The 15,896-nt window shown below is 66.7% G+C and carries 13 protein-coding genes and 1 tRNA gene; 3 read left to right on the forward strand and 11 right to left on the reverse strand.

The genetic code is table 11. The annotated features are described in order from the left end of the window. Positions 1–2 precede the first annotated feature (2 nt). The 4 genes from tsaE to DRW48_RS03655 all read right to left on the reverse strand — a co-directional run bounded on the left by tsaE (position 3) and on the right by DRW48_RS03655 (position 4,050). Positions 3–1,460 carry a tRNA (adenosine(37)-N6)-threonylcarbamoyltransferase complex ATPase subunit type 1 TsaE gene (tsaE, locus tag DRW48_RS03640; protein WP_114075229.1) on the reverse strand — a complete coding sequence of 486 codons (1,458 nt, stop codon included), beginning with the start codon at positions 1,458–1,460 and terminating at the stop codon, positions 3–5. 71 nt (positions 1,461–1,531) lie between these two features. Beyond that, the gene (locus DRW48_RS03645; RefSeq protein WP_241963364.1) at positions 1,532–3,280 is read right to left on the reverse strand and encodes a sensor histidine kinase; all 1,749 of its coding nucleotides are present in this window, start codon (positions 3,278–3,280) and stop codon (positions 1,532–1,534) included. Between the two features lie 37 nt (positions 3,281–3,317). After that, complete coding sequence (locus DRW48_RS03650) at positions 3,318–3,875, reverse strand: RNA polymerase sigma factor (RefSeq protein WP_114075231.1); 558 nt, start codon at positions 3,873–3,875, stop codon at positions 3,318–3,320. A gap of 28 nt (positions 3,876–3,903) precedes the next feature. Then, positions 3,904–4,050: a NepR family anti-sigma factor gene (locus DRW48_RS03655; protein WP_114075232.1), complete on the reverse strand. Its 147-nt coding sequence runs from the start codon at positions 4,048–4,050 to the stop codon at positions 3,904–3,906. An 89-nt stretch (positions 4,051–4,139) separates the two neighbouring features. Here DRW48_RS03655 and DRW48_RS03660 point away from each other — a divergent pair, with 89 nt between their 5' ends. The 3 genes from DRW48_RS03660 to DRW48_RS16240 all read left to right on the forward strand — a co-directional run bounded on the left by DRW48_RS03660 (position 4,140) and on the right by DRW48_RS16240 (position 6,644). After that, positions 4,140–4,940: a response regulator gene (locus DRW48_RS03660; protein WP_114075233.1), complete on the forward strand. Its 801-nt coding sequence runs from the start codon at positions 4,140–4,142 to the stop codon at positions 4,938–4,940. Positions 4,941–5,033: 93 nt separating this feature from the next. Beyond that, positions 5,034–6,089, forward strand: coding sequence for a selenide, water dikinase SelD (gene selD, locus DRW48_RS03665; RefSeq protein WP_114075234.1), 1,056 nt, complete (start codon positions 5,034–5,036; stop codon positions 6,087–6,089). A gap of 66 nt (positions 6,090–6,155) precedes the next feature. Beyond that, a complete protein-coding gene (locus DRW48_RS16240; RefSeq protein WP_114075235.1) occupies positions 6,156–6,644 on the forward strand; it encodes a hypothetical protein in 489 nt (162 codons plus the stop codon). A gap of 9 nt (positions 6,645–6,653) precedes the next feature. Here DRW48_RS16240 and DRW48_RS15840 read toward each other — a convergent pair. From DRW48_RS15840 to fdnG, 7 genes are all read right to left on the reverse strand, one after another. Continuing rightward, positions 6,654–6,746, reverse strand: a tRNA-Sec gene (locus DRW48_RS15840). After that, positions 6,699–8,702, reverse strand: coding sequence for a selenocysteine-specific translation elongation factor (gene selB / locus DRW48_RS03675; protein ID WP_114075236.1), 2,004 nt, complete (start codon positions 8,700–8,702; stop codon positions 6,699–6,701). Before selB ends, DRW48_RS15840 begins: the two co-directional genes overlap by 48 nt. Continuing rightward, a complete protein-coding gene (selA, locus tag DRW48_RS03680) occupies positions 8,699–10,099 on the reverse strand; it encodes an L-seryl-tRNA(Sec) selenium transferase (RefSeq protein ID WP_114075237.1) in 1,401 nt (466 codons plus the stop codon). Before selA ends, selB begins: the two co-directional genes overlap by 4 nt. Further along, a complete protein-coding gene (gene fdhE / locus DRW48_RS03685) occupies positions 10,099–11,043 on the reverse strand; it encodes a formate dehydrogenase accessory protein FdhE (RefSeq protein ID WP_114077337.1) in 945 nt (314 codons plus the stop codon). The genes selA and fdhE overlap by 1 nt, the downstream gene beginning before the upstream one ends. A 46-nt stretch (positions 11,044–11,089) precedes the next feature. After that, on the reverse strand, positions 11,090–11,791 hold the full coding sequence (locus DRW48_RS03690; protein WP_114075238.1) for a formate dehydrogenase subunit gamma: 702 nt from the start codon (positions 11,789–11,791) through the stop codon (positions 11,090–11,092). Beyond that, complete coding sequence (fdxH, locus tag DRW48_RS03695) at positions 11,788–12,792, reverse strand: formate dehydrogenase subunit beta (RefSeq protein WP_114075239.1); 1,005 nt, start codon at positions 12,790–12,792, stop codon at positions 11,788–11,790. The genes DRW48_RS03690 and fdxH overlap by 4 nt, the downstream gene beginning before the upstream one ends. Further along, positions 12,789–15,875 carry a formate dehydrogenase-N subunit alpha gene (fdnG, locus tag DRW48_RS03700; RefSeq protein WP_114075240.1) on the reverse strand — a complete coding sequence of 1,029 codons (3,087 nt, stop codon included), beginning with the start codon at positions 15,873–15,875 and terminating at the stop codon, positions 12,789–12,791. Before fdnG ends, fdxH begins: the two co-directional genes overlap by 4 nt. Between the last annotated feature and the right edge of the window lie 21 nt (positions 15,876–15,896).

Consider the following 15,896-nt stretch of genomic DNA (forward strand, 5'->3'; position numbering starts at 1 on the left):
CCTCACGCCGATTCTCGCATCGTGCCGCATCGCTGCGCGATCCTTTCGACCAGATCGGGGGTGGGGGGCGGGACCGCCCTCACCGCCTCGGCCAGTGGGGCCAGCGCGGGATGTGCAAGGTTGCGCGCGATCAATCCCCAGCACCGCGGCATGAAGGCGAGGTAACGCGGCTTTGCATCGCGCAGGCAGAGGCGGGTGAAAATTCCCATGATGCGCAGATTGCGCTGTGCGCCGAGCAGCGCATAAGCGGCGGCGAATTCGTCAGGGTCGGTGCCGGTCTGCTGGCAGTAGCGCGCGATGGCGGCAGCCTCGATTTCGGGCGGCACATCGCGGCGCGGGTCCTGCAAGGCCGAGACGAGGTCATAGGCCGGATGGGCCGCGACCGCGTCCTGAAAATCGAGGAGGCCGAGCGGCGCATCGCCGCGCCAGACGATGTTCTCGGCATGGAAATCGCGCAGGGCGGTGACAGGCGGCTGAGCCTTCGCCAGCGCGGCGTGCAGTTCCGCGATGGCCGGACCGACCTGCGCGGCCGCGCCAAGCGCCGCGCCGACGGCCGGGGCGTACCATTCGTCGAAGAGCCCGACCTGCTGGGCCAACTCGCGCCCGTCTAGCGCCAGAATCTCGGGGGCGGGGGGCTCGCGATGCAAGGCGGCCAGGAGGTCGGCGACGCGCAGATAGGCGGGTTGCGCCAGCGCGGGCTGCGCGTCGATCGCGCGGGCCAGCAGGTTGTCACCCAGATCCTCGAGCAGCAGGAGGCCGCGGGCGGTGTCGGCCGCCAGCACCTCGGGCGCGTGAAAACCGCGGCTGCGCAGCCAGTCGGTCATGTGCAGATACGGCCCGCAACTGCCGGGCGCGGCATCCATCAGAACCGCGCTGCCCTGCGGCAGCGTCAGGCGCAGGTAGCGCCGCGCAGATGCATCGCCCGCCAGTGGTTCCACGCGGGCATCGGCCCAGCCGGCGCGGGCGGCCAGCTGCGCGCATTCCGCCGCGCGCGCGGCCGGTCCCCAGCGAACGGCGTCGCCGGATAGCGTCACCTCGCGCAGGTCGGGCGCCTGCGGCACGGGCTGCAGCGAGATCGTCAGCGCGCCCATAGGCGCGGGGCCGAGGCGGTCAGGCCACTCGATCAGGCTGATGTCGTCCGGTCCGGCATCGTCGAGGCCCAGTTCTGCCGTGCCCTCGGAGCCGTCCAGCCGATACAGGTCGACATGCCACAGGCTGCCGCCGCTGAGCAGATCGTAAGTCTGGACCAGCGTGAAGCTGGGGCTCGGGACATCCTCGCACGGGTTGTCCAGAAGCGCGCGGACAAGGGCGCGGGCGAAATGGGTCTTGCCGGCGCCGAGCGGCCCCTCAAGCCGGATGACCTCGCCGCCCTTGAGGGTCAGGGCGAGGTGCCGCGCCAAGGCTGCGACGGCACCTTGTTCGGCAGCAGGGAAAATGGCGATGGGGTCAGCGGTAGCCATGAGGCGTTCTATCGCCGCATCCGGTGCGGGGAAAGCAGGTGCCGCAGGCATATCACGCCTGAGACAACGCCTCAGTGCGTTGCGCCCTGCCGCGCGGCCGAGGTCAGCACGACCGCCCGGCTTTCGTCCGAGCGTCCCGGCAGATCATGCACATCGAAGCGAAGCGAAATGGTATAGCGCGTCGGCTCGGGCGTCTTGACGATTTCAGAATCCAGCTGCAGGGCAAAGGCGTCGATCAGTTGACCGCCAAGGCCTGTGCCCTCGATCGCTGTCTGCCCCGCGCCCATCGAGTTCGACACCTCGAGCAGCGCCCGCCCCGGCCCCTCCAACCGCAGGACGACGCAGGCCCAGGGCCGATCCTCCCCCGGCTCGGGGCTCGCGTATTTCAGGGCATTGGTCAGCGCCTCGGTCGCCAGCAGGGAGAGCGGGACTGCCTGGTCGGGCAGCAGCGTCAGCGGCTGGATATCGGTTTCGATCCGGATGCCCCGGTTCACGCCGGCGGTGGCGGCCGACATCTGGCTGACGATGTCGCTGAGCAACCGGTCGGCGGCGACGGAATCCAGATGCTCCGCTTGATAAAGGTTGCGATAGATCGTCGCGAGGCTGGCGACCCGGTCCTGAACGCTGCGCAGCACGCCCTTGGCGTCGGGATCGTCGATCATGCGGCTTTGCATGTTGATGATCGAGGCGATGAGCTGAAGGTTGTTCTTGACCCGGTGGTGGACCTCTTTCAGCAGTACAGTCTTTTCGGCGACCGCCTCCTCAAGCTGCTGTTCGTCGTGAACCAGGATGCGGGCGAGGTTGTGGAAGGTGCGGCTGACGTCTTTCAGCTCGGCCGGGGCATCGGGAATGATGCGCGGCAATTCGGTGCGATCGCCGATGGCAAAACGGCGCATCTGGCCTCGCAATTCCTGCACATGCCGAAGCACAAGGCGATAGACGGCGAGATAGGAGACGCCGATCGACACCAGCCACAGCGCCAGCGGGATCATCACCGCGCCGGCCCGCGCCGCGGCAAGCCCGCGCACGCCCGATTCCGCGGGGCTGTAGCTGCCCAAGGCATGTGCAAGGCCCGGCACGATGGGCACTGCAGCAAAGATGCGATCCTCGCCATCCTCGGTGGCGTTGTGGAACGTGCTTTCGGGCCGGTTGACGAGTTCCGACAAGGGCACGTTGCGGGGTAAAAGCTCGCTCAGCGGCAGATCGTCCACCGCATAGGTCGACAGCACCGAGCCGTCGTTGGCAAAGGTTACGATATTCGCCGTGCCTTGCCCGAAATCGCTGGAATGGGTCGAGCGCAGGAGGTCATGCGTTAACGAGACCTGCACATAGCCGAGCAATTCGCGGTCGCGGTAGACCGGCTGGGCCATCGAGACGACCGAACGGCCGGAGACCGGCCCGTTGGGATTGGCCGCGATCACGGTCGAGCGCCGGACCATGAACTTCTGGAATGTCGGCGTGTCGCTGACATCCAGAACCACCCCGCCGGAGTTGCACGAGGTGATGCCATCCATTCCGGTGAAGCCGGCATAGACATAAGTCGCGTTCCGCTGGACGAAGCCCCGCATGATGGCGGCGCAGGCGGCGGGATCGTCCAGCCGTTCAAGCACCGCGGGCCCCAGCGCGTCCGCGGTGCCGAGCGCGCCCTGGATCAGCGCCCGCTCGCCTGCTGCTGCGGCTGCAGTGCGGCCCAGCAGCGCGACCTCGCGTGCGCGCTCAGCCTCGCGCGAGAGGTTAAGCGTCTGCATCAGCGAGATCAGACCGATGGGCAGGATCGCGAGCGACAGCAGGAACCCCAGCCTGAAACCCAGGCCGTTCATGAAGTCCAGCCTGTCGTAGATCCGTGCCGGCATCGTCCTAACGCGAGATTGCGCTGTTCTGTGCCATCACCGCCAAGGTCGCCCGATCGGTCATGTCCAGCTCTTCGCCCTCGGCCAGATGCAGCAACTCAGCAAGCCGCCTGCGACCTCGGTTGGCGCGCGATTTCACCGTGCCGACGGCGACACCGGTCATGCGCGCCGCCTCGTCATAGGAAAAGCCGGACGCGCCAACGAGGATCAGCGCCTCGCGCTGCTCGTCCGGCAGCTGGACGAAGGCCGCGCGAAAATCGTTCAGCGCGAGACGGCCGTCATGCTCCGGCCGGGTGGCCAAGCGGGCGGCGTGCAGCCCATCACTGTCAGACACCTCGCGGCGGGTCTTGCGGCGCGCGGAGTAGAACGTGTTGCGCAAGATGGTAAACAGCCAGGCGCGCAGGTTGGTGCCGGCCTGAAACTTCTCGATGTTGGTCCATGCCTTGACGATGGTGTCCTGCACCAGATCGTCCGCCGACGCACCCTCGCGTGTCAGGGACAGGGCAAAGGCGCGCAACGCGGGCAGGTGATCGACAAGCTCGGACCGAGGATCGGCCCCGGACATCGGAGCGCGTTCACGTATGGTCAACCGGTCATTCCTTCTCGCGGAGTTGCGCCAGCAGCGTCATGAAGCGATCCGGCACGTCCTGCGTAGCATCTTGTTCGTAGACCCGCCTCAGGTTTTCATCGATCTGTTTCTCGATGGCCGCTCGCTTGCGCTCCTCTCGCTTGGTGTTCATTCTGCAGTCCCGGAACTTGTGTGCACGAGCCGCAACGGATAAGCAGCCCGGCAGGTTCCGACAATGGTCGGTATTTAAAGAGGGGCGCCATGTCTTCCGATCTCGCACAGTCCATCGGACGCGAACTGCCCTACCTACGCCGGTATGGGCGCGCCCTCACAGGAAGCCAGCAGGCCGGCGATAGCTACGCCGCGGCGACCCTGGAGGCGATCCTCAGCGACCGCTCGCTGATGGAGGGTGACAATCCGCGTGTGGCACTTTACCGCACGTTTCACGCCATCTGGCAGTCCAGCGGCCAGCCGGTCGCCGGTGACGAAAGCGACGACCGCGCCGCACGCGTGCAATCGCACCTGACGGCGCTGACCCCGAATTCGCGCGAAGCCCTGTTGCTGCGCACCATCGAAGAACTGCGCTACGAACAGATCGCCGAGATCATGGGCATCAGCCAGGACGAAGCCGAGGAACTGGTCCAGATCGCCTTGACCGAGATGGGCCGGGCGATCCGCGGCAAGGTCATGATCATCGAGGACGAGACGATCATTGCCATGGATATTAAGGGCATCGTTCAGGCCATGGGCCACGAGGTGACTGGCGTCGCCCGGACCCACAGCGCCGCGATCCAGTTGGCAGGCGAGCGTCGGCCGGACCTGATCCTCGCCGATATCCAGCTGGCCGACGGCAGCTCGGGCGTCGATGCGGTGAATGAGTTGCTGGGCGCGATGGGCGATATCCCGGTAATCTTCATCACCGCCTTCCCGGAGCGCCTGTTGACCGGCGACCGCCCGGAGCCGGCGTTCCTGATCAGCAAGCCCTATACCGAAGAGCAGGTCCGCTCGGCCGTCAGCCAGGCGATGTTCTTTGCATCGAGCGAAGGGATCGAGGCGGCCTGAGGGCCGCCCGTCCATCCGGTCACTCACGATCCAGCCGCCCCGACGCGCCGGCCGCCGCGCGGCGGCCCGCTCGCCGGCGCGAGGCTGCATGCCATGTCCGACACCACGATCCCCACGCCGCGCCTGACCGAGCTTGCCCATGGCGGCGGCTGCGGCTGCAAGCTGGCGCCTTCCGTGCTGCAACAATTGCTGGCCGATCAGCCGCTGGCCGCGGCCTTCCCGCAACTGCTGGTCGGCAACGAGACTGCCGACGATGCCGCCGTCTGGCAGATCGACGCGCAAACCTGCGTGATCGCGACGACCGATTTTTTCATGCCAATGGTCGACGATCCGCGCGATTTCGGCCGGATTGCCGCGACCAACGCCATCTCTGACATCTATGCGATGGGCGGCCGGCCGATCATGGCTTTGGCTATCCTGGGGATGCCGGTCGATCGCATGCCCGTCGCCATGATCCGCGAAATTCTCGCGGGCGGCGCGTCGATCTGCGCCGAGGCCGGCATTCCGATTGCCGGCGGCCACTCCATTGACGCGCCTGAACCTATTTATGGCCTCGCGGTAATCGGGCTCTGTGCGCCCAAGGACCTGCGCCGTAATCACGGCGCACAGCCGGGCGATGCATTGATCCTGACCAAACCGCTGGGCGTGGGGGTTTATTCGGCGGCGATCAAGAAGCAACTGCTGGACGCCGATGGCCTGGCCGCAATGATCGCCACGACGACCACGCTGAACCGGATTGGCACCGACCTTGCGCGCGAGCCGGCTGTCCATGCGATGACCGACGTGACCGGCTTTGGCATCCTCGGCCACGGGCTGGAGATGGCGCGGGGCAGCGACGTCCAGTTGGTGATCGACGCGAGCCGGCTGCCGCTGCTGGGTGAGGCTGCCACGCTCGCCCAACGGGGCCTCGCCACAGGGGCCTCGGGGCGCAACTGGACCGCCTATGGCGCCGAGGTGACTCTGCCGGACGGGATGGCCGATTGGTGGAAGGTGCTGTTGACTGATCCTCAGACCTCGGGCGGCCTGCTGCTGTCCGTGGCGGCTGAGGACGCGGATGCGGTCCTGGCGCGAGTTCGCGAGGCCGGCCACTCGGCTGCCGCGATCATCGGCCGCGTCGCGCCGGGCAGCGGCATCACCGTCGCCGTCTGAAGGGACGAAGCTTGCCGCATGGCAGGGTTTGCGGCATTCTAGGCTGATCCATAGGGGGAACGCGCCATGCGCCTGTTGCCACTCACCCTCGCCGCCATGCTGCTGGCCGGGCCGGTCATCGCGCAAAGCCCGAGCACCGATGCAGTTGCGCCGCCGCCGGTCGCGCCTGCTGCGGCTGTCCCGACCTCGACGCCCGAGCCGGCTACCACCGCCGGCACCTCGGCTGCGCCCGCAGGTGCGCCGGCCGAGCCTGCTCAAGCTGCCTCGCCTGATCCAGCGGCGGCGAACACCGGCGCGACTGCTGCTGCGACCCCGTCCGCCAGTGGTGCGGCAGTCTCTACCCATCCTGCGACCGCCCCCGCGGCAACGCCGCAGACCGCCACCACTGACGGCACCGCGCCGAGTAACTCCGGCTCGACCGGCTGGACGGGGGGAACCGGCGGCTCGATGATCGGGACCAACCCGTCGGGCAAGATCGCGACATCTAAGACGTGGCAGCCACCGACTGCGCGCGGGATCGACCTGATGATGGGCGCTGCGCCGGACAAGGGTTGAGCCCGCCGGCGGAGGAGAATGGGAGTCGAACCCACCCGAGACAGGCTGGCTGCCTCAACCGGATTTGAAGTCCGGCCGCCCCACCGGGGACGATTCTCCTCCATCGGGCGCCCGGGTCGTCGTGTCGTCCGAGGGCTGTTCTGCGGCAAACAGATCGGCGCGCAGGGGATTGATGCGCCTCAAATCCCCCCTGCGGTAGGTTATCCGGTGACGATCAAAGAAATCCAGAATCTCGATCGCGACCTTGCGTCCATTGCGCAGCTGGTCGCGAAACGCCGGGGCAGCGAACCAGCCGGTCGGGGCGGCCTCTGACAGGGCCCGCGCGATCTGGACCATTTCTGAAGTGACGGCGCGGTCGAAGAAGTGGTCGCGGGCAATCTGATCCACGCGGCCCATGCGCGCAGCGAGGCGCAGGATGCGGCGAAGATTGTCTTCGTCCTCGGACAATTCGGTGGCGAAGTCGCGCACGCGGGGCGGGCGAAAGCGGCCCTCGCCGAGGAGGGCCGGCGCAATGCGGGTGAAGAGGGCCTCGTCGGGCGGTGTGAGCGTGGGGGCGTGGCTAGGCAGGGCAACGAAGCCGCCCTTTAGGTGGAGGGCTCCCCGGGCCGCCTCGGCCTTCAGCAAGGTCGCAAAGGCAGAGGCTGGCAGGCGTGGGGTCAGGGAAAGGCGCAAACGCTCTGCCGCGATGCCCGGCAGATCGGGATGTTCCACGTGAAACATTTGCAGCCGCTTTGACATCGCTGTCCGTAGGCTGTGGATCGTTGCCGCCGATAGCACGAGGCGCTGCGGCGCGACGCCGATGGTCACCGTGGCAGTCGCCTGAAGCGCAGCGTCGCCCTCGCCCGGCGTCAGGGCGCGGTCGCGGATAAAGTTGTCGAGATCGACGCTACCCCCGGGCAGCTCCAATTGTGCCGAAAGTGCCTCCGCCGGGACTGGCGGGAGCGACGCCATCAAAGCTGCGCGGCGGGCCGCCGTCGCACGTTTTCTGGCCGGCGGGCGCAGGTCGATGAATTGCCCCCCGCCGAGCGTGCGTTGGCCCGAGGCGTCGCGCAGGATGTATCGCCGTCCCCAGGACGTGGCGATCGGCCGGTCGAGGACCAGCTGAACCCAGGCGGCGGGGCCTCCCGGCAGCGCCGCGGCCCCCAGGGGGACCACCCGCGCGACCGCCTCGGCCGTGGCAGTGTGCAGATGCACCTGCGCTCCGCTCCGGAGGGGCGCAATCTCGGACGCGAGCAGCCGCAGCGTGGCGTCGATGCGCGCCGTGGGTGCGTGGAGGCTCGGGTCAACGATTTCGTCCCCACGCCTGATGGCTTCGCGCGTAATGGCCGGCCCGGCGAGGTTCAGTGCGACTCGCTGCCCCGCCACGGCCGTTGCAACTGCCTGGTTCTCCGCCCGCAACTCGCGCACCCGTGCGGCAAGGCCGGTTGGGCTGACCACCACGCTCGCGCCGGCCGCGATGCTGCCCGAATGCACCGTTCCGGTGACCACCGTTCCCGCCCCGCTGAGGGTGAAGCTGCGATCGACCGCGAGCCTGAAGCCGCGGCCCTGCTGAGGGGGCGCCACATCCTGCGCCGCCAGTATTGCCCGCAGCGCCGCAATACCCTCGCCCGTCAGGGCGGAAACTGGCAGTGCCGGCGCGCCCGTCAGGGAGGTCGGCGCTAGGAGCGCGTTGATTTCGGCCGTCACCGCCGTGATCCGGGCTGCAGGCACCCGGTCCGCCTTGGTCAGTGCCACCACCAGGCGCGGCACGCCGAGCAAGTCGAGGATCGCCAGATGCTCGCGTGTTTGTGGCATGATGCCGTCGTCGGCGGCCACCACCAGCAGCCCGAGGTTGATCCCGCCCGCACCCGCCACCATGGCGTGGACCAGCCGCTTGTGGCCCGGCACATCGACAAAGCCGGTGATGCGGCCATTGCCGAGGTCGGTATAGGCAAATCCCAGCGCGATGGTGATGCCGCGTGCCTTTTCCTCGGCAAGCCTGTCGGTGTCGGTGCCCGTGAGCGCCAGCACGAGGGCGGTCTTGCCATGATCGATGTGCCCGGCCGTGCCGACAATCACCGAACCGCCTCGGCGATGGCCGACAGCAGCGCCGGTTCGTCGCCGGGCCGCAGGCAGCGCAGATCGAGGATCACGGCGCCATCCCGCACCCGGCCGATTACCGGCTGCCCGCCGCTGCGCAGCCTGGCTGCCAGACGATCAGGGGCCGCGCCGTCAGTTGAGGGCGGTGCCAGCGCCAAGGCGGCCGACGCGATCAGGTCAGTCGGCAGCGCACCCGAACCGACCTGGCTGTCGCATGAAATTACAGAAGCCGTGATGCCAGATGCGCCCAAGGCGTCGTTGGCCCGACCCAGCAGCGCCTCGGCCTGTGCGGCAATCTCGGCTTGCGAACGGCTCAACATGGCGAGAACCGGCAGCCGCTCCGTCAGGCGGTCCGGGTCGAGATACAGGCGCAGTGTCGCGTACAGCGCCGCGATGCGGATCTTGTCGAGGCGCAGTGCGCGCTTCATCGGGTTGCGGTTGATGGCCGTGATCGCCTCGCGCCGTCCGACGATAAAGCCGGCTTGCGGGCCGCCCAGCAGCTTGTCGCCAGAGAACGTCACGACATGGGCACCCTCGGCAACTGCCTCAGCGACGGTCGGCTCGCGCCGCAGGCCCCAGCGGCCCAGATCGACCAGCGAGCCTGAGCCGAGGTCGTTGAGCAAGGGCACGCCGGCCTCGTCAGCCAGTGCCGCGAGGCGCGGGGCTGAAACCTCGGCGGTGAACCCCTGGATGCGGTAGTTTGAGGTATGGACCTTGAGGATCAGGCCGGTTTGGGGCCCGAGGGCACCGCGATAATCACGCTCATGCGTGCGGTTGGTCGTGCCGACCTCGCGCAGTTGGACGCCGGCGCGCGCCATGATGTCAGGCATGCGGAAGGCGCCGCCGATCTCTATCAGCTCGCCGCGCGAAACGATGGCCTCGCGGCCAGCCCCGAGGGTATTCAGCGCCAGCAACACGGCGGCGGCGTTGTTGTTGACGACCGTGGCGTCCTCGGCCCCGGTCAGCTCGCACAGCAAGGCGCGCAGGTGGGCGTCGCGCTCGCCCCGTGCGCCGGTCGCAAGGTCGTATTCCAGCGCGATGGGATCGCGCATCGCCTCGGTCGCGGCGGCGATGGCAGGCTCTGCCAGCAGGGCGCGGCCGAGGTTGGTGTGCAGGACCGTGCCAGTCAGGTTGAGCACCGTGCGCAGGGGGCTGAGGGCGGCGGCGGCCAGATTGGCCTCGGCGGTCGCGATGACCTGCGCTGCTGGGGCGGCCGAGGCGGGTGCGCCCTCGCGGATGGCGCTGCGCAGCTCCGCCAGTGCGGCGCGCAGGGCGCCGGTTGCCAGCGCCTTGCCGTAGTGTCGCGCCAAAGATTGTCCGTCGGGAGCCATGAGCAACTGGTCCACCGAGGGCAGCGCGCGTAGCCCCGGCTCCATCAGTAGCCTGCAAGAAACGGGTTCGCCCCCGCCCTGCGCCAGCGGCTGTCGGCCATGCGCAGGTCCAGTCCCAGGCTGGCAACATCATCGGCGATCGGTTCGACCCCTGGCAGGCGCAGTTGGTAGAATACCTTCAGCCATGTGCCGCATTCGTTGCAGCATTCGGCCTTGATCGCCGGCTCGCTGGCGCGCGCGGTCCGGTCGTTAGCCGGTGCGTCCCCAGCTTCCTCGAGGCCGCGATAGGACATTGATTTCATTGACCCGCAGCTGAGGCATTTGACCCGGACCTCGTTCCAGCGGCTGCTGCAGGCTGCGCAGCAGGCGTAGCGGCTGCCCTCCAGCGTCTCGAGACCGGCGGTCACGACGGATGCCGCCGGGCGGCCGCCGCAGGCTGGGCAGATTCCGGTTGCGACGGGCTCCAGCGCCTCGGGGCCGAGGGCTGCCGCGCGGCGCGCGAGATCGACCTGCGCGGCGGCCGCGGCGAGGATATAGGCCGCGATTGCGTCAGTCGGCACCCGATCCTCCAGGACCGCAGCGCGCAAATCGCGTCGCTCTGCCGGAGTTGCCGCGACGACTGCATCGCGGGCCTGTGCGGCAGCAGGCGGCAAGTGGGCATCCCGCAAGAGGTCGAGATAGCCCTTTAAGGCCCCCTCAGACTCGGGTTCGTCCAAAAGAGCAGTCCGATCGATTGGCGGCATTCCCATGCCGCGCAACTGCGCCATCCTGTCGTGCGCTGGCGGCTGGGCTGGCCCGAGCCTCCCGGCCAGTTCGGCCTGGGCGTCCATCAGCGTGGCAAGAAAGGACAGATAGGCCGAGGCCGGATGCCCAGGAGCCAGGGCGCGGCATCGGCTGGCACGAGCCGCGAAGATGCGCGCCGGGTCCGGCAGGAAGGCAAAAGGCGGGGTTGGGACGCCGCCGGTGATGGGTGTCGCAGTTTGCGTCATCAACATCCCCCGAAGCCGACCGGCCATGGGTTCCGGCGGAACCCCTTTAGTCTGCGGGATCGCGGGACTGACGTCTAGCCATCTCGCGCAGCCACTTGCGGTGATGCTTCCACGCCCAGCCGCCCGTGACGGTTCCGCGCGTCATGGCGCGGATGGTACCGCGGGTCCAGAATGCTGCGAAGACGTGCAGGATGAAGACCAGGATGATCGCCACCGCGGCAATCGAGTGGATCAGCATCGCCAGCCGTCGGGTGGGGATGCTGACGAGCGTGCCGAAATATTGCTGCCAGATCATGATTCCCGTGGCAATCAGCACCAGGATCAGGGCGAACATCGCCCAGAAGACGAACTTTTGCCCGAGGTTGTATTTTCCCAACTCCGGCAACCGCTCCTCGTTATCGGTGACGACATCTCGGATGTTGCGGGCCCAGACGATGTCCTCGCGCCGCAGCAGGTTCAGCCGCCAGAGTTGGGCGAACAGGATGAGGAAGCTGAGGACCAGCACTATTCCGATCCAGGGATGGATCCAGCGCGTCGTCTGGCCCCCGCCGAACAGCCCGGTCATGAAGTAAAGGGCCGGGTGAAACAGCGCGAGGCCGGACAGCAGAAGCAGGATAAGCGCGGTTGCAGTGATCCAGTGGTTGACGCGGGTAAAGCCGCGATAGCGGCTGACCTCGACCTCCGGCGCGACCGCGATGATGGCATCGCCGCTTTGAGAGAACTGGCGTTTGCGGCGGGGCCCGCTCATGCGCTGTCCTTTCCGGCGGGAACGACGTGCTCGACCTCGACCAGCTCCTCGGCCTCACGCTCGTCGGTCAGGCGGACCCTGTTGGCGCGGGTGGTCAGGCCCATGACGGCGCTGCCGACCGCAGCCAGCGCGATGGCGGCAAGGCCCGCCGTCTTGGCCGGACCTTTCCAGACCTCGACCGAGGCCGCGATCTTGGGATCGGAGGGCAGGTCGTTGTAGATCTGCGGCTTGTCGGCATGTTGCAGTACATAGAACACATGCGTGCCGCCGACGCCGGCCGGATCATAGATGCCGGCGTTGTCGTAGCCGCGCGATTTCAGGTCGGCGACCCGTTCCTCGGCATGGGCGACCATGTCTTCCTTGGTGCCAAAGACGATGGCCTGCGTCGGGCACGCCTTGGCGCAAGCCGGGCCCTGCCCGACAGCCACCCGGTCGCTGCACAGTGTGCACTTGTGCGACTTGTGCGTAACCTCGCTGACGCGCGGGATGTTGAACGGGCACCCCGTGATGCAGTAGCCGCAGCCGATGCAGTTGTCGGTGATGAAATCGACGATGCCGTTGGAATACTGCACGATCGCCCCGGGCGCCGGGCAGGCCTTGAGGCAACCGGGATCCTCGCAATGCATGCAGCCGTCCTTGCGGATCAGCCATTCGAGGTTGTCGGTCTCCGGATTCACCCATTCGTTGAAGCGCATCAGGGTGAACATTTCCGGTGTCAGATCGTGCGGATTCTCGTAGTGGCCGACGTTCTCCTCGATCGCGGGGTGCGTGTCGTTCCACTCGATGCAGGCCGATTGGCAGGCCTTGCAGCCGATGCATTTGCTGACGTCGATTAGCTTGGCGACCTTTTCCAGCTGCCGTTCGGGCGCCGGCACATCCATCGTCGCCGAGATCCGGACCACGTCGCGGGCATCGAACCCGACGCCCAGCGGCGCCACGACCGGATTGGATACCGCAGTGGTGGGTTGTTCGGCGACTCCGCTGGCGGGTTGCGTTGTCATGCGACCGGCTCCCCTGCATATGGTTCGATGTTGACCAGAAACGCCTTGAATTCAGGCGTTTCGATATTGGCGTCACCGACATAGGGCGTCAGAGAGTTCGGTCCGAAGCCCTTGCGTGCCGCCCCGAGAAAGCCCCAGTGCAGAGGGATTCCGACCACATGGATGACCTTTCCGTCGCAGGTCAACGGCCGGATCCGCTTGGTCACCAGCGCCTTCGAGGTGATCGAGCCACGCTTGGACCAGACCCGTACCGTGCTGCCGCCCTTGATCCCCTTTTCGGCCGCAAGCTCTTCGCTGATTTCGACGAAGGCCTGGGGCTGCAGGACCGAGTTCACCCAGTTGTGCTTGGTCCAGTAGTGGAAATGCTCGGTTAGGCGGTAGCTGGTGCCGACGTACGGGAACTCGTCGCTGGTGCCGAAGGTCGCAACATCCCGCTCGAACACCCGGGCGACGGGGTTGCCGCGCATCCGGGGGTTGAAGACGTTCTGCACCGGGCTCTCGAACGGCTCCATATGCGTGGGGAATGGTCCGTCGCGCATGAGCGCGCGGCTGAACAGGCGCGACACGCCCTCCTGGTTCATGATGAAGGGCATGACCACACCGGGCTTTGCGGTGGGCGCGATGTCCGGGACGTCGTAGCCGTCCCATTTCTCGCCATTCCAAGCGATCACCTTCCGGCTGGGATCCCAGGGATTGCCCGTGAGGTCCGCAGAGGCGCGGTTGTAGAGGATGCGGCGGTTCAGCGGCCAGCTGAACGCCCATTTCGAGTACATCCCGGTATTGTCGGGATCGGTATTATCCCGCCGGGCCATGTTGTTGCCGTCCTCGTTCCAGCAGCCGGAATAGATCCAGCAGCCGCAGGCGGTCGATCCGTCGTCGCGCAACTGGCTGAAGTTCAGGACCTGCTTGCCGGCCTCGACCACTACCTTGGACGGATCGGTCAGATCCGCCACCGGAGTCAGCGCGCGGCCATTCAGTTCCTTGGCGAGTTCGGCGGGCGACGGCTCGTCCGGGTCGGCGTAGTCCCAGGTCAGGTTCAGGACAGGTTCGGGAACAGTGCCGCCTTCCTTGCGGTAAAGCTCCCGCACCCGCAGGAACAGCTGCGCCATGATCCAGACGTCATTCCTGGCCTCGCCCGGCGGCGATGCGCCAGCCCAGTGCCATTGCAGCCACCGGCTGGAGTTGACGAGTGAGCCCTCGTCCTCGGCAAAGCACGTCGAGGGCAGTTGGATCACCTCGGTCTGGATCGCAGCCGAGTCGACGTCATTGTATTCGCCGTGATTTTCCCAGAACCGGGCGGTCTCCGTCTGCAGCGGGTCCATTACGACCAGCAGCTTGAGCTTGGCGAGCGCTTCGGTCAGCTTGCCCCTGTTGGACAGGGCCAGCAGCGGGTTGAAACCCTGGCAGAAGTAGAGATTGACGTGCCCGTCATTCATCAACTCGAACATGCGCAGCATGTCGTAGGCCGGAACATCCAGCTTGGTCAGGTAGTCATAGGCCCAGTCGTTCTCGGCCCGCGCCGCGTCGCCCCACATGGCCTTCATGAAGCTGACCATGAATTTGGGATAGTTCTGCCAGTAGCTGGTCTGGTCTGGTTGTAGCGGCTTGAACTGGCGCGAATTCATGTAGGTCGCCCAGTCCACCTCCTTCTCGGTCGGCACGTTTAGGTAACCGGCGAGGAGGTTCGACATCAGGCCGATGTCGGTCAGGCCCTGGATGTTGGAATGACCGCGCAAGGCGTTCATGCCGCCACCGCGAACCCCGATATTCCCCAGGATCAGCTGCAGCATCGCCATGCCGCGGATGTTCTGCGAGCCTTTCGAATGTTGCGTCCAGCCCAGCGCATACATCGACGTCATCGTCTTGGTCGGCGACGAGCATTCGCCGATCATCTCGGCGATGTGCAGGAACCTGTCCTTGGGCGTGCCGGTGATGTTCTCGACAAACTCGGGCGTGTAAACCTCGACATGCGCCTTGAGCAGGCTCCACACGCAGCGCGGGTCCTGCAGCGTCGGGTCGGTTTTGGCGATGCCGTCCTCGTCGATGACGTAGTCCCAGCTGGCCCGGTCATAGTCGCGCTTGGCCTCATCGTAGCCAGTGAAGAGGCCGTCCGCCCAGCCGAACTCGTCCTTCACGATGAAGGCTGCGTTGGTGAAGGCCTTGACGTAGTCCCACTGGACCTTGTCGTTGGCGATCATCCAGCGGATCAGGCCCATCAGGAAAACGATATCGCTGCCCGGACGGATCGGTGCGTAATAGTCGGCAACCGCCGCCGTGCGTGTAAAGCGCGGATCGACCACGATCAGCTTGGCGCCTCGATGCGCCTTGGCCTCGGTCACCCATTTAAAGCCGCACGGATGGGCCTCGGCGGCATTGCCGCCCATGACGATCACGAGGTCGGTATTCTTGATGTCGGTCCAGGAGTTGGTCATCGCTCCACGGCCAAATGTCGGGCCCAAACTGGACACCGTGGGGCCGTGTCAGACGCGCGCCTGGTTGTCGAATCCTGCTATGCCGAGCCCCTTGACGACCTTGAAAGTCGCCCAGGCTGTCTCGTTGGTGGTGGCCGATGCGGCCAGAAAACCCGTGGTGGTCCAACGGTTTACCGGAACGCCGACGTCATTGAACGCAACCATGTTGGCATCGCGGTCGTCCTTCATCGCCCGGGCGATGCGGTCGAACGCGTCATTCCACGAAATCGGCTCGAACGCCGTCGCACCGGGCCGGCGGATCATCGGCTGGCTGAGGCGCGTTTCAGCCCGCACAAAGTCCTTGAGCGCGGCGCCCTTGGGGCAGAGCGTCCCGCGGTTCGTCGGGTGGTCGGCGTCCCCTTCGACGTGGACCAACTCCGCCACCTCGCCATTGCGCAGGTCGCCCTTGGAATAGAGGATGACGCCGCAGGCGACCGAGCAGTAGGGACAGGTGTTTCGGGTTTCGGTCATGGCGGTCAGCTTGAAGGGCCGCGTATATGCCGCAACTGCTGCCTCTGCCTCGCTGAACCCGAAGGCCCCCAGCGCGGTCGTTGCCACGACCCCCGCACCCGCGAGCTTGAAAAAGCCCCGACGCGAGAGATCGACGTTCATCGCCACCCCCCTTGCCTAATC

This window comes from Paracoccus suum (genome assembly GCF_003324675.1).
GTDB classification, from domain to species: domain Bacteria; phylum Pseudomonadota; class Alphaproteobacteria; order Rhodobacterales; family Rhodobacteraceae; genus Paracoccus; species Paracoccus suum.

Bases quoted from the DNA above. Each gene is read 5' to 3' on its own strand.
- DRW48_RS03660 (WP_114075233.1), top strand. From the start codon at position 4,140: ATGTCTTCCGATCTCGCACAGTCCATCGGACGCGAACTGCCCTACCTA.
- DRW48_RS03650 (WP_114075231.1), bottom strand. From the start codon at position 3,875: ATGTCCGGGGCCGATCCTCGGTCCGAGCTTGTCGATCACCTGCCCGCG.
- DRW48_RS03655 (WP_114075232.1), bottom strand. From the start codon at position 4,050: ATGAACACCAAGCGAGAGGAGCGCAAGCGAGCGGCCATCGAGAAACAG.
- DRW48_RS16240 (WP_114075235.1), top strand. From the start codon at position 6,156: ATGCGCCTGTTGCCACTCACCCTCGCCGCCATGCTGCTGGCCGGGCCG.
- fdxH (WP_114075239.1), bottom strand. From the start codon at position 12,792: ATGACAACGCAACCCGCCAGCGGAGTCGCCGAACAACCCACCACTGCG.
- selD (WP_114075234.1), top strand. From the start codon at position 5,034: ATGTCCGACACCACGATCCCCACGCCGCGCCTGACCGAGCTTGCCCAT.
- selA (WP_114075237.1), bottom strand. From the start codon at position 10,099: ATGGAGCCGGGGCTACGCGCGCTGCCCTCGGTGGACCAGTTGCTCATG.
- tsaE (WP_114075229.1), bottom strand. From the start codon at position 1,460: ATGGCTACCGCTGACCCCATCGCCATTTTCCCTGCTGCCGAACAAGGT.
- fdhE (WP_114077337.1), bottom strand. From the start codon at position 11,043: ATGACGCAAACTGCGACACCCATCACCGGCGGCGTCCCAACCCCGCCT.
- DRW48_RS03645 (WP_241963364.1), bottom strand. From the start codon at position 3,280: ATGAACGGCCTGGGTTTCAGGCTGGGGTTCCTGCTGTCGCTCGCGATC.
- DRW48_RS03690 (WP_114075238.1), bottom strand. From the start codon at position 11,791: ATGAGCGGGCCCCGCCGCAAACGCCAGTTCTCTCAAAGCGGCGATGCC.